At 47.6% G+C, this 22,704-nt stretch carries 25 protein-coding genes; 6 read left to right on the top strand and 19 right to left on the bottom strand.

Translation table 11 applies throughout. The features are described 5' to 3' along the window. Nucleotides 1–23 precede the first annotated feature (23 nt). The 15 genes from Q0R17_RS03810 to Q0R17_RS03740 all read right to left on the bottom strand — a co-directional run bounded on the left by Q0R17_RS03810 (nucleotide 24) and on the right by Q0R17_RS03740 (nucleotide 8,904). Nucleotides 24–1,754, bottom strand: a complete 1,731-nt coding sequence (locus tag Q0R17_RS03810; protein WP_293932250.1) for a PglL family O-oligosaccharyltransferase — start codon at nucleotides 1,752–1,754, stop codon at nucleotides 24–26. After that, complete coding sequence (tatC, locus tag Q0R17_RS03805; RefSeq protein ID WP_293932248.1) at nucleotides 1,751–2,491, bottom strand: twin-arginine translocase subunit TatC; 741 nt, start codon at nucleotides 2,489–2,491, stop codon at nucleotides 1,751–1,753. The genes Q0R17_RS03810 and tatC overlap by 4 nt, the downstream gene beginning before the upstream one ends. A gap of 112 nt (nucleotides 2,492–2,603) precedes the next feature. Further along, entirely contained in the window at nucleotides 2,604–2,987 is a 384-nt protein-coding gene (tatB, locus tag Q0R17_RS03800) for a Sec-independent protein translocase protein TatB (protein WP_293932246.1), read from the bottom strand. Between the two features lie 9 nt (nucleotides 2,988–2,996). Then, on the bottom strand, nucleotides 2,997–3,188 hold the full coding sequence (gene tatA, locus Q0R17_RS03795; RefSeq protein WP_130106285.1) for a Sec-independent protein translocase subunit TatA: 192 nt from the start codon (nucleotides 3,186–3,188) through the stop codon (nucleotides 2,997–2,999). 21 nt (nucleotides 3,189–3,209) lie between these two features. Beyond that, a complete protein-coding gene (locus Q0R17_RS03790; protein WP_293932242.1) occupies nucleotides 3,210–3,566 on the bottom strand; it encodes a histidine triad nucleotide-binding protein in 357 nt (118 codons plus the stop codon). 1 nt (nucleotide 3,567) lies between these two features. After that, nucleotides 3,568–3,894, bottom strand: coding sequence for a phosphoribosyl-ATP diphosphatase (locus Q0R17_RS03785; protein WP_293932240.1), 327 nt, complete (start codon nucleotides 3,892–3,894; stop codon nucleotides 3,568–3,570). 122 nt (nucleotides 3,895–4,016) lie between these two features. After that, nucleotides 4,017–4,406 (bottom strand): phosphoribosyl-AMP cyclohydrolase, encoded by a 390-nt coding sequence (gene hisI, locus Q0R17_RS03780; protein WP_293932238.1) that lies wholly within the window; start codon nucleotides 4,404–4,406, stop codon nucleotides 4,017–4,019. Continuing rightward, nucleotides 4,403–5,176, bottom strand: a complete 774-nt coding sequence (gene hisF / locus Q0R17_RS03775; protein WP_293932236.1) for an imidazole glycerol phosphate synthase subunit HisF — start codon at nucleotides 5,174–5,176, stop codon at nucleotides 4,403–4,405. Before hisF ends, hisI begins: the two co-directional genes overlap by 4 nt. Nucleotides 5,177–5,210: 34 nt before the next feature. Then, the gene (locus tag Q0R17_RS03770) at nucleotides 5,211–5,549 is read right to left on the bottom strand and encodes a hypothetical protein (protein WP_293932234.1); all 339 of its coding nucleotides are present in this window, start codon (nucleotides 5,547–5,549) and stop codon (nucleotides 5,211–5,213) included. 195 nt (nucleotides 5,550–5,744) lie between these two features. Continuing rightward, the gene (gene hisA, locus Q0R17_RS03765) at nucleotides 5,745–6,485 is read right to left on the bottom strand and encodes a 1-(5-phosphoribosyl)-5-[(5-phosphoribosylamino)methylideneamino]imidazole-4-carboxamide isomerase (protein ID WP_293932232.1); all 741 of its coding nucleotides are present in this window, start codon (nucleotides 6,483–6,485) and stop codon (nucleotides 5,745–5,747) included. A gap of 7 nt (nucleotides 6,486–6,492) precedes the next feature. Further along, entirely contained in the window at nucleotides 6,493–6,696 is a 204-nt protein-coding gene (locus tag Q0R17_RS03760) for a hypothetical protein (RefSeq protein WP_293932230.1), read from the bottom strand. A 12-nt stretch (nucleotides 6,697–6,708) separates the two neighbouring features. Further along, nucleotides 6,709–7,350 carry an imidazole glycerol phosphate synthase subunit HisH gene (hisH, locus tag Q0R17_RS03755; protein WP_293932228.1) on the bottom strand — a complete coding sequence of 214 codons (642 nt, stop codon included), beginning with the start codon at nucleotides 7,348–7,350 and terminating at the stop codon, nucleotides 6,709–6,711. A 9-nt stretch (nucleotides 7,351–7,359) separates the two neighbouring features. After that, nucleotides 7,360–7,812, bottom strand: coding sequence for a surface-adhesin E family protein (locus tag Q0R17_RS03750; RefSeq protein ID WP_293932226.1), 453 nt, complete (start codon nucleotides 7,810–7,812; stop codon nucleotides 7,360–7,362). Beyond that, complete coding sequence (gene hisB, locus Q0R17_RS03745; protein WP_293932224.1) at nucleotides 7,812–8,405, bottom strand: imidazoleglycerol-phosphate dehydratase HisB; 594 nt, start codon at nucleotides 8,403–8,405, stop codon at nucleotides 7,812–7,814. The genes Q0R17_RS03750 and hisB overlap by 1 nt, the downstream gene beginning before the upstream one ends. 166 nt (nucleotides 8,406–8,571) lie before the next feature. Beyond that, a complete protein-coding gene (locus Q0R17_RS03740; RefSeq protein WP_293932222.1) occupies nucleotides 8,572–8,904 on the bottom strand; it encodes a TfoX/Sxy family protein in 333 nt (110 codons plus the stop codon). A gap of 377 nt (nucleotides 8,905–9,281) precedes the next feature. On the opposite strand from Q0R17_RS03740, the gene Q0R17_RS03735 reads away from it, so the two are divergent. The 6 genes from Q0R17_RS03735 to Q0R17_RS03710 all read left to right on the top strand — a co-directional run bounded on the left by Q0R17_RS03735 (nucleotide 9,282) and on the right by Q0R17_RS03710 (nucleotide 19,068). Next, nucleotides 9,282–10,556, top strand: a complete 1,275-nt coding sequence (locus tag Q0R17_RS03735; RefSeq protein ID WP_293932220.1) for an ABC transporter substrate-binding protein — start codon at nucleotides 9,282–9,284, stop codon at nucleotides 10,554–10,556. A gap of 225 nt (nucleotides 10,557–10,781) precedes the next feature. Beyond that, on the top strand, nucleotides 10,782–11,843 hold the full coding sequence (locus Q0R17_RS03730) for a substrate-binding domain-containing protein (protein WP_293932218.1): 1,062 nt from the start codon (nucleotides 10,782–10,784) through the stop codon (nucleotides 11,841–11,843). Nucleotides 11,844–12,082: 239 nt separating this feature from the next. Then, the gene (locus Q0R17_RS03725; protein ID WP_293932216.1) at nucleotides 12,083–13,561 is read left to right on the top strand and encodes a sugar ABC transporter ATP-binding protein; all 1,479 of its coding nucleotides are present in this window, start codon (nucleotides 12,083–12,085) and stop codon (nucleotides 13,559–13,561) included. 237 nt (nucleotides 13,562–13,798) lie between these two features. Continuing rightward, nucleotides 13,799–14,779: an ABC transporter permease gene (locus tag Q0R17_RS03720; protein ID WP_293932214.1), complete on the top strand. Its 981-nt coding sequence runs from the start codon at nucleotides 13,799–13,801 to the stop codon at nucleotides 14,777–14,779. A 279-nt stretch (nucleotides 14,780–15,058) separates the two neighbouring features. Beyond that, a complete protein-coding gene (locus Q0R17_RS03715; protein WP_293932212.1) occupies nucleotides 15,059–16,666 on the top strand; it encodes a glycoside hydrolase family 3 protein in 1,608 nt (535 codons plus the stop codon). A gap of 200 nt (nucleotides 16,667–16,866) precedes the next feature. Beyond that, nucleotides 16,867–19,068, top strand: a complete 2,202-nt coding sequence (locus Q0R17_RS03710; RefSeq protein ID WP_293932210.1) for a carbohydrate-binding protein — start codon at nucleotides 16,867–16,869, stop codon at nucleotides 19,066–19,068. A gap of 55 nt (nucleotides 19,069–19,123) precedes the next feature. Here Q0R17_RS03710 and Q0R17_RS03705 read toward each other — a convergent pair whose 3' ends face one another. The 4 genes from Q0R17_RS03705 to Q0R17_RS03690 all read right to left on the bottom strand — a co-directional run. After that, nucleotides 19,124–19,906 (bottom strand): LuxR C-terminal-related transcriptional regulator, encoded by a 783-nt coding sequence (locus Q0R17_RS03705; protein WP_293932208.1) that lies wholly within the window; start codon nucleotides 19,904–19,906, stop codon nucleotides 19,124–19,126. Between the two features lie 252 nt (nucleotides 19,907–20,158). After that, nucleotides 20,159–21,454 (bottom strand): histidinol dehydrogenase, encoded by a 1,296-nt coding sequence (gene hisD / locus Q0R17_RS03700; protein WP_374759854.1) that lies wholly within the window; start codon nucleotides 21,452–21,454, stop codon nucleotides 20,159–20,161. 112 nt (nucleotides 21,455–21,566) lie between these two features. After that, entirely contained in the window at nucleotides 21,567–22,079 is a 513-nt protein-coding gene (locus Q0R17_RS03695; protein WP_293932207.1) for an energy transducer TonB, read from the bottom strand. 101 nt (nucleotides 22,080–22,180) lie between these two features. Beyond that, a partial coding sequence (locus Q0R17_RS03690; protein WP_293932205.1) for a nucleoside/nucleotide kinase family protein occupies nucleotides 22,181–22,704 on the bottom strand: 524 nt, incomplete at its 5' end.

Here is a 22,704-nt window from a genome sequence, read left to right as displayed (position 1 = left end):
ATCTGTCTAACCCACTCTACGTTTTATTTCTTTTTCCCAAACAACACTTCTGCGTCATCCACTTCTTTTAATAGCGCCCGTACTTCGGGCTCTTTAAATTCGCCGATCGCTTCTTTGTAATATTCCAAACTTTCTGGATAAGCAAACGCGGCTTGGCGCATTAAGCTGTGGGCTTTGCTGGTGTTGCCACGCAGGGCTTCCATAATGGCTTGATCGCTTAGCTGGGTAGGGTAGGGGCGAACTTGGTTTAGCCTATCCAAAATTTGCAGTTTCCATGGCATGTCCGCCTTACTGGCGACAATGTAGTTGGATAGTGCAAAATCAGCGTAGAAATCGATCAGTGGGTTTTTCTTCAGCGCTTGCAGGGTTTTAATCCGGCTCGCGTTTTCCTCTGGCTTAGGCGATGGGTCCATGATTGGGTAAATCTGGATATACAGCAGGCCACCAAACACTGCGGTAGCGAGGGCTGCAACGCCGTAGCTGCCTAAGGTGGCACGTACCGCCCAGTTTGGCATCTCTAGCTTGCTTGGTGCATCAGAGCGCATAAAAAACAGCGCCAGTGCAAAAGGGCCCATCAGGTGGTAATACCAGAGCGGGTATTCAACCAAGCTATGCAGTACCGACACAATCACCATAGATGCGCCAAATATTTTAACGGGGTCGTGCTCGCGTTTTAGCAGAGCAATAAACATCCATAAAATCCCACCGGCCATAACGATGGCACCGGCTAAACCTGTTTCTGCCATGATATTGAGCAGTGAATTATGTGCATGAGTAAACAGCACACTTTCTGTCACGATGGCAAAAGCGGGGTTGATTTGTAGTGCGATACTTTGCGATGGATAAGCGCCCCAGCCAATACCCAGCCAAGGGTGGGCTAAAAAGGTTAGCCATGCTTTATGCCATTCCACCAAGCGGCGTGCACCGTTGGAGTCCAGCCTATCTAAGCCGGTTGGTACTTCATTTTTGGCGTGTAGCAAGGATTGCAGTGCTTCATTCACCCAGGGTGCTACAAACTGCATCACGATGATTAGCGCAGCACAAGCGACTAAATATCCGCCAAAGCGGCGCACGCTGTCTTTGCCCAGCCAAGCAGATAGGCCACCAAATACCAGCCAAGCGCCAGCATACATAAACGGTGAGCGCGAGCTGCTCCATGCAATGGCTAGCGCTAGCCACATCGCCACTGGCCAAAACCACGTTCTAGGTAATTCTTTTTCTGCGGCCAACCACGCTGCGGCAGCTAAGCCCCAAGTTAGATAATGACCATAGAGATTTTTCTGGCCTAAGTGGCCAAAAATTAAGCGTGGGCCGTTTTGGATCAGCTCGATAACCTGTTGCACTGATACGCCAGAATTAAAAATGGCTCCAGCTAATAAACCCCAAGCAAAGAAAGGGGCAAGCTGCATGCTGCCAAAATGATCTCTTGCTCTGGCTAATGCCCATACTGAAAACGCTGCGGTAAGCGCGTAAAGAATAGGCTCGGTGCGATCAGACCAATAGAGTACCGGCATGACGAGCATTTGTAGGGCAATTACCGCAGCTAAACCAAACCAGATCAAGCTGGCATAAGGCGGGCTAGATTTTTTGTAGCTAGGTAGAGCCGCAGCGGTAAGTACCATCAGTACTGCAAGCACCAAGGCGGCTAGCTCTGAGGGGAATACCGGATTAGGCGCATAGCGAAAAGGAATACCGCAGGGAACTGCGGCAAGTAAAAACAGCAGGGTTTGGAATATTCTTAGTTGCGGGATCATGGTGTGTTTTCGATGCTTTCTTGGGGAGTTTTATACATCCAGCTGGCGACCAAAACGCCCGCTTCAAATAAAAACCAAAGCGGAATGGCCAACAGGCATTGGGATACCACATCCGGCGGGGTAACAACCGCCGCGATGACAAAGGCGCCGACGATAACATAGGGACGGATTTCTTTCAGTTTAGCGATGCTGATAAAGCCCATCCTAACCAGCACAATCACCAGAATCGGTACTTCAAAGGTTACGCCAAAGGAGATAAACATCCCAATGGCAAAATCCAAATACTCGCCAGAATCGGGCAGCCATTGCATCGAGGCTGGAATCACTGAAACAATAAATTTAAATACCACACCAAACACAAGGAAATAAGCAAAACTAACGCCCAACATAAAGAGCAGGGTAGATGCGACCACCAGTGGCAAGATGAGCTTTTTTTCCTGCGCATAAAGGGCAGGGGCAATAAAGGCCCATAGCTGGTAAAGCGTATGTGGCAGGGTAATCATAAAAGCCACCATTGAGGTGATTTTTATCTGCAGCATAAAGGGGGAGGCAATGCCAATGGTGATTAGGCGCTGATTAGGTAAAACGTGAGTCAGCGGGGCCACCATCAGATCATAAAGCTGTTCTGAAAAATAAAAGCAGGCAAGAAACCCGACCAAGAAAACCGCTGCGATACGTATAATCCGCGTACGCAATTCGAGTAAATGGACTAAGAGAGGCTGGAGGTTATCCGTCATATTTAACGCCGAGATAGGTGGAGTGGGCAGGTTTTTTCCCAGGTGATGATGTGCTATCCGCTAGGCGATGTGGGCAAGCTGCCCACCTTTAGCCTGCATCATCGGGCTGGTTTTAACGCCGATCTGGCCTAGATTCTGCATGTGCTGCTGCAGGCGGGGCGAATAAATCACCTTGAGGGCCAGCAGGGATTTCATCAGCCGCTGGCTGTTCTTTAGGCTCAGTAGGCTCAGACAACGCGGCCTTTGCTTCCTCTAGGGGCTGATGAATGGTTTGGCTGAGATGGCCTGCCTCGGCACGAATTTCTGCTTCAACTTTAGCAAGTTCAGCAAGTTGAAATTCTTTATCTAGATCAGATTTCACCGTTGAAATAAAGCGCTGCGCACGGCCCAGCAAGGCACCGGCAGTTCGCGCCACCTTAGGCAGTTTCTCTGGACCAATCACAACTAAGGCGACGGCGCTGATAATAATGAGCTCACCAAAACTAACATCAAACACGGGCGAACCTTAGCGTTTGTCGGTTTCGACGGGTTTATCTTCACTCTTGGCGGCCGGGGTTTCACCGTCTTTGATGCCGTCTTTAAAGCCTTTTACCGCAGAGCCTAAGTCTTTACCAATATTGCCGAGCTTTTTAGTGCCAAAAACTAAAACCACAATGACCAAAACGATCAGCCAATGCCAGATGCTAAATGAACCCATGATAATCTCCTTGCTTCACGCTTATTGCGTGGTGATGTCTGAAATATTAGTTGTAAGGGGCTTGCCACCAATCACATGCATATGTAGATGGAAGAAAGTCTGCCCACCACCATGGCCGGTGTTAATGATAGTGCGATAGCCATCGTCCAAGCCTTGCTCTTTGGCAAGCTTGGCCGTCAAAAGCAGCATTTTGCCTAGCACTGCTTGATGTTCTGCTGTGGCGTGTGTCAAAGAATCGATATGCACTTTGGGCACCACTAAAAAATGCACGGGTGCAACGGGGTGAATATCGTGAAAAGCGATCACATCATCGTCTTCAAATACTTTCTTTGCGGGAATCTCACCAGCGGCAATTTTACAAAATAGGCAATCGCTCATGCTATTGCTCCTGCCGTGAGTTTTTTTCGTCAATGCCCGAAATTCCCTCACGGCGGGCTAGTTCCGCGAGCACATCGTCGGCACTTAAGCCTTCATGGGCCAGCAGCACCATGGTATGGAACCACAGATCGGCAACTTCTCGGACAATATGCAGTTTATCGCCATCTTTGGCCGCCATAATGGTTTCTACCGCTTCTTCCCCCACCTTTTTTAAGATGGCATCGGTGCCTTGATGCAGCAATTTAGCCACATAAGAGGTGGAAGGATCACTATTACGGCGCTTGGCCAGCGTGGTGGATAAGCGTTCCAGAATATCTGCAGAGACCATAGCTTTACCTTATCTGATGTACTTCAAGCTCGATTATATTGCTAATAGGTTACAAGTATGTGGCGATTATATGGAAATCTTGCCACTAAAGACGCTGGCATACCGCGCCCTGAGGGATGACCTTAAGGCTTGGCGGCGTAAATTTGTTCGGGGTCTTTGAGCACCGCATCAGTGATGACCCACTCGCCATCGATCAAGGTGCGGAAAAAACAGCTGGGGCGGCCAGTATGGCAGGCAATGCCACCCACTTGCTCGATTTGGTAGATCAGCACATCACCATCGCAATCAAACTGGATGGCCGATACCTTTTGAAAGTGGCCAGATTCTTCGCCCTTATGCCAGAGCTTTTGCCTTGAACGAGTCCAGTAGTGCGCGGTGTTTTTTTCGGCGGTGAGCGCCACCGCTTCACGGTTGGCGTAGGCAAACATCAGTATGCGGCCACTTTCTTGATCTTGGGCAATCACGGGTACGAGGCCTTTTTCATCCCACTTTATTTCATCCAGCCAGCTCATAAGCGCACCTCAATCCCTGCGATACGCATGGCTTCTTTGGCTTGGCGCACGGTATATTCGCCAAAGTGAAAGATGCTGGCGGCAAGCACCGCATCGGCGTGGCCTTGGATCACGCCATCTATTAAATGCTGCAGATTGCCTACGCCGCCAGAGGCAATCACGGGGATATCCACCGCATCGCTTACTGCACGGGTGAGTGGCAGATTAAAGCCAATCTTGGTGCCATCTCTATCCATGCTGGTGAGTAAAATCTCGCCAGCACCAAATTGCTGCATCCGCGCGGCCCATTCAATGGCATCTAGCCCCGTGGCGGTGCGGCCACCGTGGGTAAACACTTCCCAGCGTAATGGCTCGCCTGGCAGGCTGACTTGCTTGGCATCAATGGCTACCACAATCGCTTGGCTACCAAAGCGATCGCTGGCGTCTTTTACCATTTGTGGGTTGGTCACGGCGGTGGTGTTGATGCTGACTTTATCGGCTCCCGCATTGAGCAGGCGGCGGATATCATCAACCACCCGAATCCCACCACCCACCGTCAGTGGAATAAACACTTGGGCGGCTACTTCTTCAATCACATGCAAAATAATATCGCGCTGATCGGATGAGGCGGTAATGTCTAAGAAGGTGAGCTCGTCTGCACCTTGGTCATCATATTTTTTGGCGATTTCGACTGGATCACCTGCATCACGCAGGCCTACAAAGTTGATACCCTTGACCACGCGGCCAGCGGTGACATCAAGACAGGGGATAATACGTTTAGCAAGGGACATGGCGTTTTTCGGGCTTTTTAGGAAAAGACGGGGCTTATTCGGATTGCTGAGCGCTCCATAGCTCCCAGAGTTTGTTGGCCGTTTCACTATATTGGCCTGGGCAGCCGGCAAACTCAGAGCTAAACCACTGAACAAAGACGTTATGCACGACTTCTCGAACATCGTCTTCAGATTGGCATTGCGGCAATACACGTAAAATACTGCCAACTTCGGGGGCGTAGCCCTGAGGCTCCATGACCAGCGGGATCATCATTGGGTCACAATCAAATAGCAATTGGCAGACTTGCTCAAAGAACAGTGGATCCTGCTCTTGCAGATAGTCGCCAATTTTTCGTTCGCTACTGGCCCAATCAAACCATTCAGGCTGTGACATGAATGCCTCACGGAGTAGGGCTTGCCGCGCCCCAATCAGCTGGTCGGACTTTAATCGTCGTACTGCAAAAACGCCGGATTGGGTGCTGTTTCGCTGGATTTTTTGTTAAATAGCCTGCTATTCGCCGCTAAATCTACCAAACTATGCCCCAAATCTATCGTTTATTTTTTATTGACGCTTAAGTTAGACTGGCTGCTAGTTAGACAATTCGTCGGCGAGTTCTTGTGCCGCTTTAAAGTCTATCGTGCCTTCGTAAATGGCTCGGCCGGTAATGACACCTTCAATGCCTTCTGCCTCTACTTCGGCTAGTTTTCTTACATCGTCTAGATTAGTTAAGCCACCAGAAGCAATCACAGGAATGCTCAGTGCTTGCGCTAGTTTTACGGTGGCTTCGATATTCACGCCGCTCAGCATGCCATCACGGCCAATATCGGTGTAAATCACACTTTCTACGCCGTAGCCTTCAAAGCGTTTGGCCAGATCAATCACATTTAAATCCGTAATTTTTGCCCAGCCATCGGTAGCCACAAAGCCATCTTTGGCATCTAGACCAACAATAATTTGGCCAGGAAAAGCATCGCAGGCTTCATGTAAAAAGCCAGGTTGCTTAATAGCAGCAGTGCCGATGATGACGTAATCAATACCTGCATCTAGATACATTTCTATGGTTTCTAAGCTGCGAATTCCGCCGCCCAGTTGTACGGGTACTTCGCCGTTGATCGCTTTGAGAATACTTTTAACCGCAGCTAAATTCTTTGGCTTGCCAGCAAATGCGCCGTTTAGATCAACAAGGTGCATGCGGCGAGCGCCTTGGCCTAGCCAATGGCTTACAAAGCTGGCTGGGTCGTCAGAAAATACCGTGGCGTCGTCCATTTCGCCTTGGCGTAGGCGTACACATTGGCCGTCTTTTAGGTCGATTGCAGGAATGATCAGCATAATGGCGTCAGGTTTTTTTAAGTGTGGAGAAAAAGTTTTGTCCAGATTGAATCAAGACATTACAAACCAGCATAAAAACAAAGAAAAATAGGCTAGATGGCCGCTCTGCATCAGCAGGGCTATTGAAGCATTCCATCACTACACTAAAAGTACCCGTCATCAATAAGCTGGTTTTTAGTGCGGAGCAGAATTGAATCCAGAAGCGCTTCATTCCAACTACCTTTTAGATTTTACCGTTCCAGTTTACAAAATTCTTTAATAAGCTTAGACCAGCATGATGACTTTTTTCAGGATGGCATTGAATAGCAAAGATATTATCCCTTGCAACCGCCGCTGCAAAGCGATATGGATAGGCACTTTCTAACACGGCAATGTTTTCACTAGGCTGAAAATGATAGCTGTGCACAAAGTAAAAGCGTTCCCCTTCGGCAATACCTGCCCACAGCGGGTGATCTTGCACCTTAAACATTTCATTCCAACCCATATGCGGCACTTTTAATTTTTGCCCTTGGGCATCCAGCATTTTTTCCTTGGGAAAGCGTACTACCTTGCCCTTAAATACCCCAAGCCCTGCGGTATGGCCTTCTTCGCTGGATTCAAATAAAAGCTGTGCACCTACGCAAATGCCTAGAAAGGGTTTGTTTTGAGCCGCATCAAGCACGGCTTGTTTTAAGCCGCGCTCGGTCAATTCTTTCATGCAATCGGGCATAGCCCCTTGGCCTGGGAAGACCACTTTGTCTGCTGCTGCAACAATAGCGGGATCGGCAGTCAGCACAATATTGGCCAAGTCGCCTGCTACATGTTCTAAAGCCTTGGTGACTGAGCGTAAATTGCCCATTCCATAATCAACAACTGCAATTTTCATGGCGTATTTTCAGCGTTTGATCAGGGCCGCATCGCCGCAGATCGGGTGATTGATATCAGCTTGATACTGACACAGTTGCAAGGCTGTGCCACGTTTTTTCTGCTCATTAATCAGGCAAGCGACAGCATGCACCGTGCCTGCCAAACTTTGAGTAAGGAAATCATGGCCAACTAGCTCAGCGATGACTGTGTTTTGCCGTATCAAAAGATGCTTTAGGCTAGCGCTGCGCCCTGTTTGGCAATCCACTGCAACGCTGGTTTGGCGGCTGTCGTATTCGCCATCTTTACTGCTTTGGGCGTTTAAATAGCGCCATTGATAGCGGTAGTAAACTTGGTTACGGCGCTCGATCACAGAATCAGTATCAATCCAGCTGCTGGAGTCACTATCGCTTGCCCATTGCAGCCAATTACTGCTGTGGCTTGGGCTGGCATAGAGCAGCAGCAAGGCGCAGATGATGCGCATTAGCCGACGAGCGTGCCCTTGGTGGAGGGGGTGATCCCTGCCATGCGCTCGTCTAACTCCACCGCCATGCGTAAGGCTCGGCCTAACGCTTTAAATACGGTTTCGGCTTGATGATGGGCGTTTTGGCCTTTTAGATTATCGATATGCAAGCTGATGGCGGCGTGATTGATAAAGCCGCGGAAGAATTCGCCAAATAGATCAACGTCAAAACCGCCAATCATGGCGCGCGTGTAGTTAACGTTGTATTCCAAACAGGGACGGCCAGATAAATCAACCACCACGCGGCTGAGCGCTTCATCCAGTGGCACATAGCTATGGCCGTAACGGCGTATACCTTTTTTGTCGCCCACGGCTTGAGCAAACGCTTGGCCCAGGGTGATGCCTACGTCTTCTACGGTGTGGTGAGCGTCGATATGCAAATCGCCCACGGCTTTGATTTCGATATCAAATAGGCCATGACGGGCAACTTGGTCCAGCATATGTTCAAAAAAGGGCACGCCGGTATCAAATTTTGATACCCCAGTTCCATCCAAATTTAAGGTGAGGGTAATCTGAGTTTCTAGCGTATTACGGCTAACAGTGATCTGACGCATTAATAAATCCCCGAAGGTGGTTTATTTAAAAATAATATCGGCATCAAATTTTTATACCAGTGTCTTATCTGGGTTCAGCGTGACAGAGATCTGGCACCGGTTTGATTTTTGATCAAATGGTGATTTTCATCTCAATTGTCTACGAGAACGGTGCTGCCGTGAAGCCTTAGCGTTGACGTAAAGCCGCAGCAATGCCTTTTTTTGCCCAAATTATCATCTCTTCTGGTTCTTCAAGGGCGGTATCTGGTGGCGGGTAGTAAGCCATGCTTTGCGGCGTGCCGTCTTTCTTGTGGTAACTAAAGGGGGCTAGCCCTAGGCGGGTGAACTCTTCTTTAGATTGGGCATCCGCTTTGATATACAAAATATCGTTCACCACGATGGCGAAGAAAATCTCGTCGCAATAAAAGCCATAACCACCAAACATGGCTTTAGCACGTAAGGTGCCCAAGCCTGCGAGCTGTTCTAGCAAGTACTCGACGTATTGATTGCGCTTAGCCATATTCCCTGCTTTTTAGAAAGAATTTGTTCAGAAAAAGAAATTTTTAAGCAAGAAATAAGCCATGGATTGTAGTTATGACAAAAATACAACGAAAACGCGTAATCCTTGACGTTCACCTACAAAATGCCTACATTTTGCTTTTAATCACCTAAGGCAATGTAATTATTGCACATTGCAAAGTGCGGCGATTATTTTAGCCCTTATCCGCTCTGTGCTGAGCTTATTTGGGTGGTGGTTAGCGACTAAATAGAAAAATTTGAAACAGGTGTGGTGTTTAAACATCGAATCAATAAGTCGAGTCAATAGATTTAATGTCGTATCCCATAGGGTGGGGCTTCTTTTAAAAGACCACTTCATAAACTCGGAGAGAGAGAATTATGTCAAAGCGCTTTAAGTTAGTACGTCCTTTATTGCTGGCAGCCATGCTGTCTTCAACTTTTGCTCACGCAGCAGATCCTATCAAAGTTGAATTCTGGACATTTAACATTACTAAGTTTGCCCCTTACTGGAACGATGCAGTTCAGCGCTTCAACAAGGCTAACCCAGATCTAGAAGCCGTTTGGGTTGATATGAACTGGGATCAAATTCAGCCTAAGCTGATTTCGGCCATTGCTGCGGGTAATCCACCTGCGCTGGTTAATTTTAATACCCCGTGGACGCATGAATATGCGCACAAAGATTTGCTGCAACCACTTGATGGTTTGATGGGCAAAAATAAAGCTGAATATCAGCCGGGCGCTCTGCAAGACTTAACCGTTAATGGCAAGGTTTATGGCTATCCTTTCTATAACGCAGTATCTGTGATTGCGTATAACAAAGAAATTCTAAGCAAGAGTGGCATTAAGGCTGATCCTAAGAATTTTGATGAATTTGTAGCGACGGCTCGTACCATTACTAAAAAAACGGGCGTAGTTGCATTCTCGCCTAAATTGGCAACCAAGAGCGGCGATGGCGGCATGATCCCTTGGTTCCAGTATATGGGCCTGCCAATTTTCGAAAATGGCAAAGCTGTGTTTAATAGCCCTAAGCATATTAAAGCGGTTGAATTGTTTGCTAGCCTTTACAAAGAAGGCGTCTTGCCAAAAGACAGCTTCCGCCTTGAATTTGAACAAGAAATTGCCGGTTACGGCGCTGGCAAAATCGCCATGATGACCACAGGCCCAACCGCCTTGGGTAAATTGGTGACTGATAATAAGCCAGCTTATGATCGCACTGCTGTGATGGCTTTCCCATCGGGCGGCGGCAAAATGGCTCTGGGAGCTTGGTTGATGGCGTTTGTTCAGCCTAAAGCTTACAAATATCCAGAAGCTGCAGCTAAATTGGGCTTGTTCCTGACTAATAGCGAACAGCAATTAGGCTTTTCACAAGCAACTGGGACTACTTTCCCATCTGCTCGCAAAGCGGCTGAAAGCGAATTCTTTATGTCTGGCGCAGCCAGTGGCGATCCGGTTGGCGTAGCACGTGCGACCGCCGCTAAATCAATGGGTGCTGCACGTACTTTGACCCTGCCAGCTGCGCTAATGCCAGATGCAACATCGATGAATAAAGAGTTCAATGATGAAGTTCAAGCCGCAATTGAAGGCCGTAAATCAGCTAAAGAAGCTTTGAATACTGCTGCTAAAAAGTGGAATGAGCGCATTGCTGCTAAGTAATTCTTAATGTTTTCCTCTGCCGGTTTCTCGGCATTTATTCCCCTGCTTAGTCAGGGGAATTTTTTTATGCCTTTGTTTTTTAGCCGTTATTTATCTAGTAACGAGGATTTGTGTTGCTAAATCATTGATTACTTATTTATTTGGCATTTATTTGTGTTTGACTGTTGACACCACCTATAAAACACCTAAACTACACCTATTAACACCTAAGGTGAGGTCGGTAAAATGCGCACAAGTCTAAAAGGTCTATTGCTTGCTTTGTTCTGTACAAATGCCTTGGCAGCCGTGGATCACACCGTTGGGCCAAATGGTGAAACACCCACACCTTACGCTCAAGTAAAGATCGCAACGCAAGATCTGGCTCAGTTAAAGGGCAAAGATTACAAAGCGGCCATCTTGATGCATACCACTTCAGATTTTTCGACCGCGCTGATTGCAGGTGCAAAAAAAGTATTTGATGAGCTAGGGATTAAAGTAGTGGCGGTGACAGACGCTGAAATGGATCCTAAAAAACAGCGCACCGATTTAGAAACTGTTTTAGCGCTCAAGCCAAATATTATTATTTCCCTAGTGATTGATCCGGTTTCGGGCGCGGTAGCATTTAAGCAAGCGGTGCAGCAGGGCGTGAAGCTGGTATTTATTAGCAATGCACCACAGGGCTTTAAGGTTGGTAAAGATTACGCAGGTATTGTGACGGATGATTTATTTGGCATGGGTAAATCAGCTGCAGAGCTAATGGCTGACAGCATTGGTGGCAAGGGCGATGTGGCGGTGATTCACCATGCGGCTAATTACTATGTAACCAATCAACGTGATAATGCGGTTAAGGCGGTATTAGCACGCTACCCAAATATCAAAGTAGTGGCGGATAAGGGGATTGCCAATCCAAACGATGGCGAAGTGATTGCCTCAGCCATTCTGACGCAAAACCCATCAGTAAAAGCGATTTATGCCCCTTGGGATGCGATTGCCGAAGGCGTTACTGCCGCAGTGCGTGCTGCAGGGCGTAAAGATGTAAAAGTGATCACTATGGACTTAGGCGCGGCTAATGCGCTGGATATGGTGAAAGGCGGCAATGTGGCGGGGATTGTGAGCGATCTGCCGTATGACATGGGCAAAACGCTTGCCACCATGGGCGCTTTATCGCTACTGAATAAGCCAACTCCAGCCTTTGTCACCGTGGATGCCATCAAGGTCACCTCCAATAATCTATCTACTCAGTGGCAAAAAGCCTTATTTCGCCAGCCGCCAGATGCCGTTGTGAAGGCTTTGGCCGCAAAAAAATAATTGTAGCGTGGGCAATATTTTTGCCCACGCGTACAGCTGAAGTCCACAAAAGCCAATGGTATGTAGAGCATCTTTCGTAGGGTGGGTGAAACCCGCCAGACTTTGGCATGAAGTGCTAGAAAACGGTGGATTTCACCCGCCCTACGATGATTCAAGGCTAACAGACCCGTGATCGTCTTGTGATAAGCGCCTAAATTATGCTTGGTGAAGTTGCCTACACAGTAAGCCCTGGAAAACAAATGAATAAAATAGCGATTCAAGCACGCGGCCTGACTAAATCGTTTGATGGCAATGCCGTGCTAAAAGGGGTGGATTTCACCCTAAGACAAGGCGAAGTTCATGCGATTGTTGGGCAAAATGGTGCGGGTAAATCCACCCTGATGAAGCTGTTAAATGGCTTTTATCAGCGTGATGCAGGTCAGCTGGAGGTATTTGGCAAGGTGGTTGATTTTCAATCACCACGGGATGCGCGTGCAGCAGGCATTGTGATGGTTTATCAGGATTTAAGCCTTGTTGCCACCATGAGCGTGGCAGAAAACCTGTTTATGGCTAATTGGCAAGGTAGTTGGGGCTTGGTCGATCACGCCGCGATGGAGCAGGCCACCTTGGCGGTGCTGGCAAAAATGGGTGTAACGCTCGACCCACGGCAGGCGGTAGGCGAGCTGACGATGGGCCAACAGCAGCTATTGGAAATCGCCAAAGCCATTTCGCAAGAGGCCAAGATGATTATCTTGGACGAGCCAACTGCTTCTTTATCCGATATGGAAATCGAAAAGCTGTTTACGGTGGTTAAACGGCTGAAATCCCAAGGGGTTTCCATCATCTATATCACACATTATTTACGGGATATTTTTAAGATTTGCGATACGGTGAGCGTATTAAGAGATGGCCATCTGGTACGTAGCTCGCCGGTGCTCAGCACTAATCTAGAAGCGCTGGTGGCTGATATGTTGGGCCATCATCGCCAAGCCAATGAAAACTGGCAGCGTAATGTAAACACCAAGCAAACGCCCTTACTAGAGCTAAGAAACGTGGTCACTACGGCCTTAAATGAAGTGTCTTTTGCCGTTTACCCAGGGCAGGTGGTGGGGTTGGCTGGCTTATTGGGCAGTGGCCGCACCGAAATTCTACAAGCTATTTTTGGTCTAGATACCATCGCCTCAGGGCAGATCTTGCTAGATGGCGAAGAAGTTAAAATCCGCACGCCTAAAGACGCAATTAAGTTGGGAATCAATCTTGTGCCTGAGGATAGGCGCAGCCAAGGCTTGGTTTTAGATTTTAGTGTTTCTGACAATATGTTAATGTCCTTATTTGATAAGTTGGCTCCAAACTTACTTATTGATGAGGTGCGTAGCCGAGAACTGGTTGAGTCCCTGATTAAGCGCTTACACGTAAAAACCAGCGGGCCGGAGCAGCAAGTCAGGTTTTTATCCGGCGGTAATCAGCAAAAAGTAGTCATCGCCAAATGCATGAGCACTGGCGCGCGCATTATGCTGCTGGATGATCCTACCTTTGGTATCGATCTAAGCTCTAAATACGAAATTATGCGCATCGTTAATGAATACGCGGCAGCGGGTAATGCGGTGGTGTTTGTTTCTAGCGAATACAGCGAAATCGCCAGCTTTTGCGATAGCACTTATATCGTGAACAAAGGCCGGATTGCTGGGCAAATGAGCGAAGGATTATCTGAAGAGCGGCTGCTTGCGGCAGTGCAGTAAGTTTTAAATTGAGCTGCGTGTGTGGCTTTTTTATAGGCGGATGTGACGCAGCAAGATTAAAAAATACACAGTCCACGAAAATTACGAAACACACGAAAAAATGCAGTATCCCTATCATTGTTTGATGGGTGTAAATGTTTGAGTAGCCAACAATTCAGCCAAAAATCATGCGGATTTCAATGGTTTTTTCGTTGGACTAACAATCGTTGTGAATAACCTTCAGTTAAGAGGCAAGGTATGGATATCACGGTTAATAAAGCGGACGCCATCGAGCTACCAAAACGCCAAATAGAGTGGAAAAACTTTGTTATCTATTTGGTTTTTATTGGTATTTTCTTATTTTTTTCGATTACTTTGCACGATAAAGGCTTTTTAAACGCTGGCAATTTAATGAATATTGCTCGGCAAACCGCCATGATTTCCATCATGGCGGTGGGGATGACCTTTGTATTATCGGCAGCAGAAATTGATTTATCTTTTGGCGCAATCGTCGCCTTATCCGCCGTTACTGCTGCGCTGCTGATGCCTTATGGCGTGGTTTGGGCCGTGCTGGGCGCACTGCTGGCAGGGGCTTTGTGTGGACTGATTAATGGCCTGTTTGTCTCCAAAGTAGGCATCCCTTCTTTTTTAGTGACCTTAGGTATGGCGGGGATTATCACCGGCGTTACCCGCTGGATTACCGCTTTGCAATCCATTCCTGTTGAGCACGAAGGCTTTGTTTTTGTCTTTGGTTCCGGCGATTTTGGCCCAGTTTCGGTACTGTTTTTATGGATGATCGCTATTGCCGTGCTAGGTCATGTGTTATTACGCCGCACCGCCTTTGGTAAAGAGGTGTTAGCCAGCGGCGGCAATAAAATAGCGGCCATGTATTCAGGCATTAATGTGAATCGCATCAAGCTATATGTGCTGGTGCTGAATGCATCGCTTGCTGCCCTAGCGGGGATTTTGTATGCGGGCCGGCTGCAAAGTGCGCGTTACACCTTGGGCGAAAACGATTTAATGATGGTTATTGCGGCCGTCATTATCGGTGGAACCAGCTTATTTGGCGGCAAGGGTACGGTGATGGGCTCAATTATTGGCGCGCTGATTATGGGCATGGTGAATAACGGGCTGGTCTTGATGGGCTTGAACGTGGATCAACAGCTGATCTTCCGTGGCTTAATTATCATCTTTGCCGTGACATTGACGATGGGCAATTTGCGCAAGAAAAAGCGTTAAACGTATAGGGTGCACTCGTGCCCACGTGTGACGCCATAAAACCCAAATCTTGAACCACAGAGAATACTTCGGCCCCAGAGTGACACGGAGAAAACCAAAAGAGCGTATTTAATTCTGACTTTTTGTGAGCACTACAGTTTTCTCTTATTCAGTGCGCTTTTGGCTCTACCTATTCTTTGTGTCTACAGATCTTTTTTCCTGAATTACCTATTTCTTATTGAGCTCAGACCGTGTTTTGCACGGCCTCTGGCCCCTTATTGCCTAAATTTGGAGTTTTGTATGTTTGAATCGTATCAAAGCCAAGCTGCTGAGAAGATCAGTAACTGGTCTTTAGAAGAAAAAGTCGGTCAATTATTTATTTTGGCTTTTCCAGGCAAAGACGCAGAAGCGGCTCGTTCTTTGATCGAGCGTTATAACTTGGGTGGCTGTTATCTTAGCCAAGATAATGCCAGTACCTTTGCAGAAGCGCAGCAACTAACCCGTGCTATGACGGCGATTGTCAACCAGCGAGTAGATTCTGTGCCAATGCTGCTGGGCGTGGATCAGGAAGGCGCTTGGAGCGTACTGACCCCTGAGTCTTCCACTGGGCCAGGTAATTTGGCACTTGGCTCGGCAGATAATCCTGCGCTAACGGCGCAGATGTATAGCGTGTTTGGGCTAGAAATGCGTTCGGCAGGTTTTAATTGTGTGCTTGGCCCTTGCGCTGACGTCAATTTGCAACCTAATTCCCCCATTATTGATACCCGTGCCTTTGGTGAAATACCTGCCGAGGTGGCGATCCAAGTTGGCGCTGCCGTACACGGTGCGCACGATGGTGGCATTGTGGTGTGTGCCAAGCATTTTCCAGGGCACGGCGATACCACGGGCGATACGCACCGCGAAATTCCCGTGGTGGATAAATCGCTGGCCACTTTGCTGATCGAAGATTTGGCGCCCTTTAAGGCTGCGATTGATGCGCGTGTAGAGCTGATGATGACCTCACATATCTGCTATCCACAAATTGATCCTGAATATCCGGCCACATTATCCCGAGCTATCTTGCAGGGCGTATTGCGCGATACGCTGGGCTTTAAAGGCATTGTGATTTCCGACAGCATGAATATGGGCGCGATTCGCCGGAATTTCCCGCCAGTAGAAGCGGCGATTATTGCGTTTAAAGCAGGTATCGACATGATGATGCTCTCTGAAGAGCATTACGATCACAACGATAATTACCTTGAAAACCAGTTGGCCATGATCGGTGCAATTGTAAGCGCAGTGGAAGATGGCCGCATGCCCGAGGCGGATCTAAATAAAATCGTTGAGCGAGTTGTGGCCTTTAAGCTGGCAAGGCTTACAACGATGCCGATGTATCAAGAAATCAATATCGTCGCCAATCGTAAAGTAGAGCAAGCCGCGGCCGTGGCCGCCGTCAAAATCCTTAGCGATAGCGCCCACAATCTACCGATTCAAGCGGGCAAAGAGGTGTTTGTGGTGCAAACCACGCCGCTGGCTGATTACGCCAATTTGGTGAACCCACGCGGCATTGGCCCCAATCAAGCAGTGCCTGCCTTTGATTATTTTGCTGCCGAACTAAGCCAAGGCGTGGCCAGTGAGCAACTCAATATTTTGAATCACCAAGAAGCACAAGCTTGGCTGGCCAGTGTAGACGTTCAGCCACAGCAAGTGGTGCTGGCTGTAATCGAAAATTATCCATTACCCGGCGAAGACTTTAAACAAGCGGCCTCCAAAGCGCTACTGGCCCAATTGGCAGAGAAATTTGGCGCGCAATTGGTGGTGATTGGTTTAAGAAACGCCTATGACGCCGTGCCAGAATTAGCCAGCCATTTGTGCAGCTACGGTAGCCGTGAATGCAGCGCTAGGGCCGCGGCTCAGCTTTGCTTTTAAGAGCTAACTTAGCAGATGAATATAGCGTGATTTGGTCATATTCATCTGCTGGGGGTGTTGTTGATTGTAGAATTTTTTAGGTCATTCTTATCGGGAGGTGTAGCAGTGAAATAGGCTAAGTATTAGAGCAAATTGAATTTTTCATATAAATAAAAGTTTGTGCTTTTTATAGCATTTACCTTAAACAACCTGAGAGACAAATGAAAATGAAATGCCGCTTAACCATATTAGCTTCTTTATTAGTTTCTGTACCAATGATTGCGGCTGCCGCGCCTGCAACCACTAAAGGGTCTTTTCAAAATTTCCTTGATAATATGCGCGCTTTTGAATCGGGTATTGATCCGGCTAAAGCTGATTTTTATAAGCAAAACTTTAACTCACCTATTTTACGTTACGCCAAAGTGGTTACACCTGGCGTGCCAGTCCGTGATCCAGCAACGGGTAGTTTGATTATTGAAGCAACAACGGTAAATCAGTATTTCACCAAGCTTGGTTTAAATACTATTTACAATCAAAATGCCACTGATCAAGCTGCCATGTTTAAAACCATGCAATATAGCTCGTTAAATGCATGGGGTTTTATTGGTTATCAGCTTGGTGAAGCATTAATGATTGATACCGGTTATTACACCCCGGTGAAATATGTTTCTGCAACAGAAACCCTAGATAAATTTTATATCTTTGCTCCTGATTCAACATGGGCAAATGGCGTTACTGAAGCAACGATTGAAATCCCTGGCTCGGGCGGCAATAAAGTTCGCGGTACGCATAATAATCGCTGGGATGGTACTTTCTCTGGCAGAAATGGCGTGAATAGCTTTGCTGATTTAAAAATCCCAGCAAAACAAGAATACGTTATTCGTGATGCCATGCGCTTTAACTATGGCGTGATGTCAGAAAAACTGGCGGCTGCCAATATGACTTGGGCACAGGCTTTAGCTAAAACTTGGCCGGGTAAAGACGAGCAGGGTAATCCGATCACTATTAAAGCCACCATGTCTGGCTTATTGGCCGCGGCTCATTTGGGCGGTGCTTGGGGTGCCGCTGATTTATTGATCACCAATAAAGTGGCTTGCGATGAGCAGGGCACCTGCGTGACCACGTATATCGATAAATTTGGTAATTACGATACGCTGATTGATACCCCAAGTGATGACATCATCAGCGGCGGCCCGCTAGATGAAGTGTTGTCTGCAGGCTTGGGAAATGACACTGTTTATACCGGTGGCGGCAAAAATACAATTTATCTGAGCCAGTACCCTAATGGCACCACCACAGTGAAAGACTTTGTGGTTGGCAACGATAAGATTGTGCTGCGTAACTGGACAGGCTCTAATCCGCTGGCAAATCTAGCCGTTACAGATAGCGCAGGCGGCGCATTATTGCAATTTGCTGGTCAGTCTGTATTGCTTGAAAAAGTAAGTGCTGCAGCTGTAAAAGCAAATCCTGCTGCGGTGATTGCTGTATCTACCGTGTATAAATTAGCATGGTCGGGCAAGCAAACTGCAACGGGCTTTAACCCTGCTCTAGATCAAATCCAAGGCACGGCAGGTTTGGGCTTTAAGCACCTAAAAATATTCCAAGACAATGGCAGCCTGTTTGTGGGTACACAAGCTGCTGACGGTGGGATTTATTCTTGGATTGAGTTGCCAGGTGTAACGCGTGCTCAAGTTAGTGCAGATATGTTTACTAATATGGCGGGTAGTTACGCTGGGTTGGAATACACAGTGCTGCTTAATCCAACCACTTGGGGCTGGGGTAAGGCCAAGAGCGTTGATTACTTTAAGGCTGCCAATACCACGGTTAATTTAGCTGCATTTGCTTACAATTTTAGCGCCTTAGCCTTGAAGCAAGATGGCGCTGATGTGGTACTAACCTTAAATCCAGCTTCCAATGGTGGTGACACTAAGGCGTTGCGTTTACTCAATACTAAAATCTCTGATTTGTCCGCCAAGAACTTCTACGGTGTAACCGGCAATTACAGCGATATAAAGATTGATGATCCATCGACTGCGGTTTATTTCCCTGTTACTGCATCTGCAGGTACAGGCGGCACGATTGCTCCATCTGGTGTGGTGCAAGTGCGTGAAAAAACCAATCAAGTTTTCACTATCACACCCAATGCTAACTTTAAAATCAAGAGCATTACGGTAGATGGCGTGGCACAAGCGATCAGCAGCAGTTTTACCCTGAGCAATGTGACTAAGGCTCAATCCGTTGCAGTAAGTTTTGAGGCGGGTAGCTCAAACACTTGCGCTGCTGCTGCATGGTCTGCCACTCAGGTGTATGCATCCACCACTAAGGTTTCATACAAGGGCTTTGAATACACCAATAAATGGTGGACTCAAGGTAATCAGCCTGATGTGAGCGATGTTTGGACTAAGGGTGCGGCTTGCCAGTAATTTTGTAGTGGCATGAGAAAGCCCTGCTTTTAGCAGGGCTTTTTTGCGTTTATGCTTAACTGGATAAGCTGATTAGGTAATTACGCAGATTAATACCTTTATTGGTAATTCCTAGTTTGCTTCTTAGGCTATTGCGGTGGTTTTCAACCGTTTTGGATGCCACGCTTAAGCTTTGGGCGATTTCTTTGGTAGACATGCCAACCTTAATAAACTTAGCTACTTGCACTTCAGAAGGCGTGAGTAGGGCATATAGGCTGCTATCAATCTCGCCATTGTCATTGATTGCCGATGCCACAATCCCTTCGATTAAATCGAGGCACATAATTAAAATAGGATCAGAAATAGTGGCTTTCACTTGGCGGATTTGCGGCAAGTGTTGGCTGCGGATGCGCTCTAATACCTCATCAATTTCGCCACTATCTTGCCATTCTCTGAATTCGGTTAGCGTTTCGGTCAGGCTATAGAATTTAGCAAAATCTGGGTTTGGATAATGGCTATCGTTTTCTTCTTCGATTGATCCTACTTCGATCTGCCACAGATTTTGCTGCACCCTAAATAAATGCAGTTTTAAATCACGATTAAAAAATTTCCAACCATCCGAGCCACTGACGGAGGTTTTAATCAGCGCTTTAATGGCCGCCAGATTATCGGTGCCAATTAAAAAGCTGAAATGATCGAGTTGGGTGGCGGTTTCGTGCGAAGGATAATTGTGATCTAAGATTTCGCCCGAGCTAAAAAAGCTAATCACAAAAATATTGCGATAGGCGAGCACGTATTGAAATGAGCTAATCTTCATTTCAAGTTGTTCGATTAGTTGCTGGGTTTGTTCGGTGCTCATTAATCTGCTTATGGGCGGTTTTATTCCGCTGTTTTATTAAGGGGAACCTCGAAAAACCCATCTTTCGTCATAATACTGCGTTGCGTTTTAAAAAAATCTCCTTACATATAAAACATATGCAGCGTCGGTTTTTTTAAAATGCGCCTTGTCTTATTTAGAAATATAGGTCTTTCGAGGCCCCCTAAGGTTGGGTCTGGGCGGGTGATGGTAAACCAAAATAGCTTGCCTAACCCGCCACACGTTTCTTACATATCAATCTTTTAAACGATATTCCGCAGATCGTGCATGGGCTGTTAGGCCTTCGCCATGAGCAAGAGTGCTGGCGATGCGGCCCAAGGTTTGGCTGCCGGCCTCGGAAACCTCAATCAAACTCGTGCGTTTTTGGAAGTCATATACCCCCAGCGGGCTGGCAAAACGGGCGGTGCGGGCGGTGGGTAATACATGATTCGGCCCGGCACAATAATCGCCTAAAGACTCGCTGGTAAATCGCCCCATAAAGATTGCACCCGCGTGGCGCAGCTCAGGTAGGTAGACTTTTGGGGTAGCTATAGACAATTCTAGGTGTTCTGGGGCGATATAGTTGGCAATTTCGCAAGCTTCATGTAAATCTTTAACTAAGATAAGCGCACCACGGCCAGTGAGCGAGGCGCGAATAATGTCTTGGCGTGGCATGCTGGGGAGTAGCTTTTCAATGCTGGCGGCGACTTGTTGGATGAAATCTTCATCAGGGCAAAGCAGAATCGCTTGGGCGATTTCATCGTGCTCGGCTTGGCTGAATAAATCCATCGCAATCCAATCTGGGTCGGTTGTGCCATCGCAGATCACTAAAATCTCTGAAGGGCCAGCCACCATATCGATGCCAACCACGCCAAATACACGGCGTTTGGCGGCGGCCACATAGGCGTTACCAGGGCCGGTGATTTTATCCACAGCAGGCACGGTTTCGGTACCAAACGCTAGTGCGCCCACGGCTTGCGCACCGCCAATACAGAAGGCGCGGCTAACACCGGCGACAAAGGCGGCGGCCAGCACTAGATCATTTTTTTCACCGCGCGGGGTGGGTACCACCATGATAATTTCGGCCACGCCGGCCACATGGGCGGGAATGGCATTCATCAGCACCGACGATGGATAGCATGCCTTGCCGCCCGGTACGTAAATCCCCACTCTATCTAAGGCGGTCACCTGCTGCCCTAACACCGTGCCATCGGCCTCGGTGTATTGCCAAGACGCCATTTTTTGGTGCTCGTGATATTTGCGTACTCGCTCTGCTGCGGCTACTAGCGCATCTCTTTGCACATCGGGTAGGCGCTCGAAAGCGGCTTGTAGCTCGGCCTGCGTGAGTTCTAACTCTTCCATGCTTTGTGCGGGTACGGCATCAAAGCGTTGGGTATATTCCAATACGGCAGCGTCGCCACGCGTTTTTACATCGCTCAGAATCGCAGCTACACGGGTATCTACCTCAGGATCTTGCGAGGTTTCAAAGGCCAGTAGCTGGGAGAGTTGAGATTGGAAATCAGCAGAACGAGAATCAAGGCGACGCAACATAGCTTAGTCCAGAAATATTTTCGTGCTTCGATTATACCCAAAGCTTTGCCATGATCTGAAAATCATCTGCTGCGCTTATTAATCTGATTTTGCAAACTATTTAATCACTGTATTACCTTAATTTCTTTTCAAAAACCAAATTAAACGGGTATTGCATCTTGCAGGGCTGGCCGCTGCAGATTGCCGGTTTAAATGGGCTAAGTAATAAAACGGAGGCAACTAGCTCGGCTAATTGTGGGTTGGGTGAGGTGAGTACGCTAACATTGTTGGCTTTGCCCTGCTCATCGATATCAACTAACAATTGCAGCTTGCCCGTGGGGTGTAGCTTTTTCGCAATTTGATCCACAGCCTCTACAATTTGCCGTAATCCATCTTGAGGGTAGGGGGGCTCATCACCTAGATTGATTTTTTCATAGGCGCGGTTAAGGCTGGCTTTCTCATCATCACTCAGCTCGTGATAGCGTTTATTTAATGGCAGCCCATTCCAAAGCCTAGTTTTTTTGATATTTGAGCCAGTAGAATTGTCTTTGCTGATTTCATTATCGTGCAGATTTGTACCAGCAAAAACTGAGCTTGTGAGCGAGGCAAATAATATTAAAGCTATTAAAGTAAGAATGCGGTGCATAGCAAGGAACTTTAAATTAAGGAATGATGTTAGCTTACCTTAAACTTGCAGTTAATGATAAATGAATAATTTATTGCGCAGGGCAATCTTGTTTCTGCAGATTAATCCCAGCTAAATATTAAATCTGCCCGCTCTTTACTGGCCTCAATCAGCCTTGCATTGGGGCCGTCGGTGTTGTGAGCCCAGTCGGTAGCGGCGGCTTCGCTGCGGCCAAATTGCATATGGCGGTGGATAAGGCGGGATTCTCTGAGGGCGTGGTTTACGTCTACATACCAAGCTTCATCGAGCAGGCTGTGTAATTTGGCCCAGTGGCCTGTGTTGAGTAGTAGGTAATTGCCTTCGACGATGATGAGCTGGTTTTTGGGCTGGATAGGAATGGCGTTGGCGATGGGCTCTTCAATTTCGCGGCGAAACTCGGGGGCATAGATGGTTTCATCGCTAGGCTGGGTTTTTAAGCGCTGAATCAGCGAGGCAAAGCCTGCGCTATCAAAGGTATCTTCTGCGCCTTTTCTTGCTGCTTTGCCAAGGCGGGCCAGCTCGCTATTGGCTAGATGATAGCCATCCATTGGCACCACAATGCTTTGCTCTGGATAAAGGTGCTGAATCTCTTGCGCCAGTGTGGACT

Source organism: Iodobacter sp. (genome assembly GCF_025352645.1).
Lineage (GTDB): Bacteria > Pseudomonadota > Gammaproteobacteria > Burkholderiales > Chitinibacteraceae > Iodobacter.
This window is presented reverse-complemented; position numbering and strand designations above follow the sequence as displayed.

Coding starts and splice junctions, on each gene's coding strand:
- Q0R17_RS03810 (WP_293932250.1), bottom strand. CDS start 1,754: ATGATCCCGCAACTAAGAATATTCCAAACCCTGCTGTTTTTACTTGCC.
- tatC (WP_293932248.1), bottom strand. CDS start 2,491: ATGACGGATAACCTCCAGCCTCTCTTAGTCCATTTACTCGAATTGCGT.
- tatA (WP_130106285.1), bottom strand. CDS start 3,188: ATGGGTTCATTTAGCATCTGGCATTGGCTGATCGTTTTGGTCATTGTG.
- Q0R17_RS03790 (WP_293932242.1), bottom strand. CDS start 3,566: ATGAGCGATTGCCTATTTTGTAAAATTGCCGCTGGTGAGATTCCCGCA.
- Q0R17_RS03785 (WP_293932240.1), bottom strand. CDS start 3,894: ATGGTCTCTGCAGATATTCTGGAACGCTTATCCACCACGCTGGCCAAG.
- hisI (WP_293932238.1), bottom strand. CDS start 4,406: ATGAGCTGGCTGGATGAAATAAAGTGGGATGAAAAAGGCCTCGTACCC.
- hisF (WP_293932236.1), bottom strand. CDS start 5,176: ATGTCCCTTGCTAAACGTATTATCCCCTGTCTTGATGTCACCGCTGGC.
- Q0R17_RS03770 (WP_293932234.1), bottom strand. CDS start 5,549: ATGTCACAGCCTGAATGGTTTGATTGGGCCAGTAGCGAACGAAAAATT.
- hisA (WP_293932232.1), bottom strand. CDS start 6,485: ATGCTGATCATTCCTGCAATCGACCTAAAAGACGGCCAATGTGTACGC.
- Q0R17_RS03760 (WP_293932230.1), bottom strand. CDS start 6,696: ATGAAGCGCTTCTGGATTCAATTCTGCTCCGCACTAAAAACCAGCTTA.
- hisH (WP_293932228.1), bottom strand. CDS start 7,350: ATGAAAATTGCAGTTGTTGATTATGGAATGGGCAATTTACGCTCAGTC.
- Q0R17_RS03750 (WP_293932226.1), bottom strand. CDS start 7,812: ATGCGCATCATCTGCGCCTTGCTGCTGCTCTATGCCAGCCCAAGCCAC.
- hisB (WP_293932224.1), bottom strand. CDS start 8,405: ATGCGTCAGATCACTGTTAGCCGTAATACGCTAGAAACTCAGATTACC.
- Q0R17_RS03740 (WP_293932222.1), bottom strand. CDS start 8,904: ATGGCTAAGCGCAATCAATACGTCGAGTACTTGCTAGAACAGCTCGCA.
- Q0R17_RS03735 (WP_293932220.1), top strand. CDS start 9,282: ATGTCAAAGCGCTTTAAGTTAGTACGTCCTTTATTGCTGGCAGCCATG.
- Q0R17_RS03730 (WP_293932218.1), top strand. CDS start 10,782: ATGCGCACAAGTCTAAAAGGTCTATTGCTTGCTTTGTTCTGTACAAAT.
- Q0R17_RS03725 (WP_293932216.1), top strand. CDS start 12,083: ATGAATAAAATAGCGATTCAAGCACGCGGCCTGACTAAATCGTTTGAT.
- Q0R17_RS03720 (WP_293932214.1), top strand. CDS start 13,799: ATGGATATCACGGTTAATAAAGCGGACGCCATCGAGCTACCAAAACGC.
- Q0R17_RS03715 (WP_293932212.1), top strand. CDS start 15,059: ATGTTTGAATCGTATCAAAGCCAAGCTGCTGAGAAGATCAGTAACTGG.
- Q0R17_RS03710 (WP_293932210.1), top strand. CDS start 16,867: ATGAAAATGAAATGCCGCTTAACCATATTAGCTTCTTTATTAGTTTCT.
- Q0R17_RS03705 (WP_293932208.1), bottom strand. CDS start 19,906: ATGAGCACCGAACAAACCCAGCAACTAATCGAACAACTTGAAATGAAG.
- hisD (WP_374759854.1), bottom strand. CDS start 21,454: ATGTTGCGTCGCCTTGATTCTCGTTCTGCTGATTTCCAATCTCAACTC.
- Q0R17_RS03695 (WP_293932207.1), bottom strand. CDS start 22,079: ATGCACCGCATTCTTACTTTAATAGCTTTAATATTATTTGCCTCGCTC.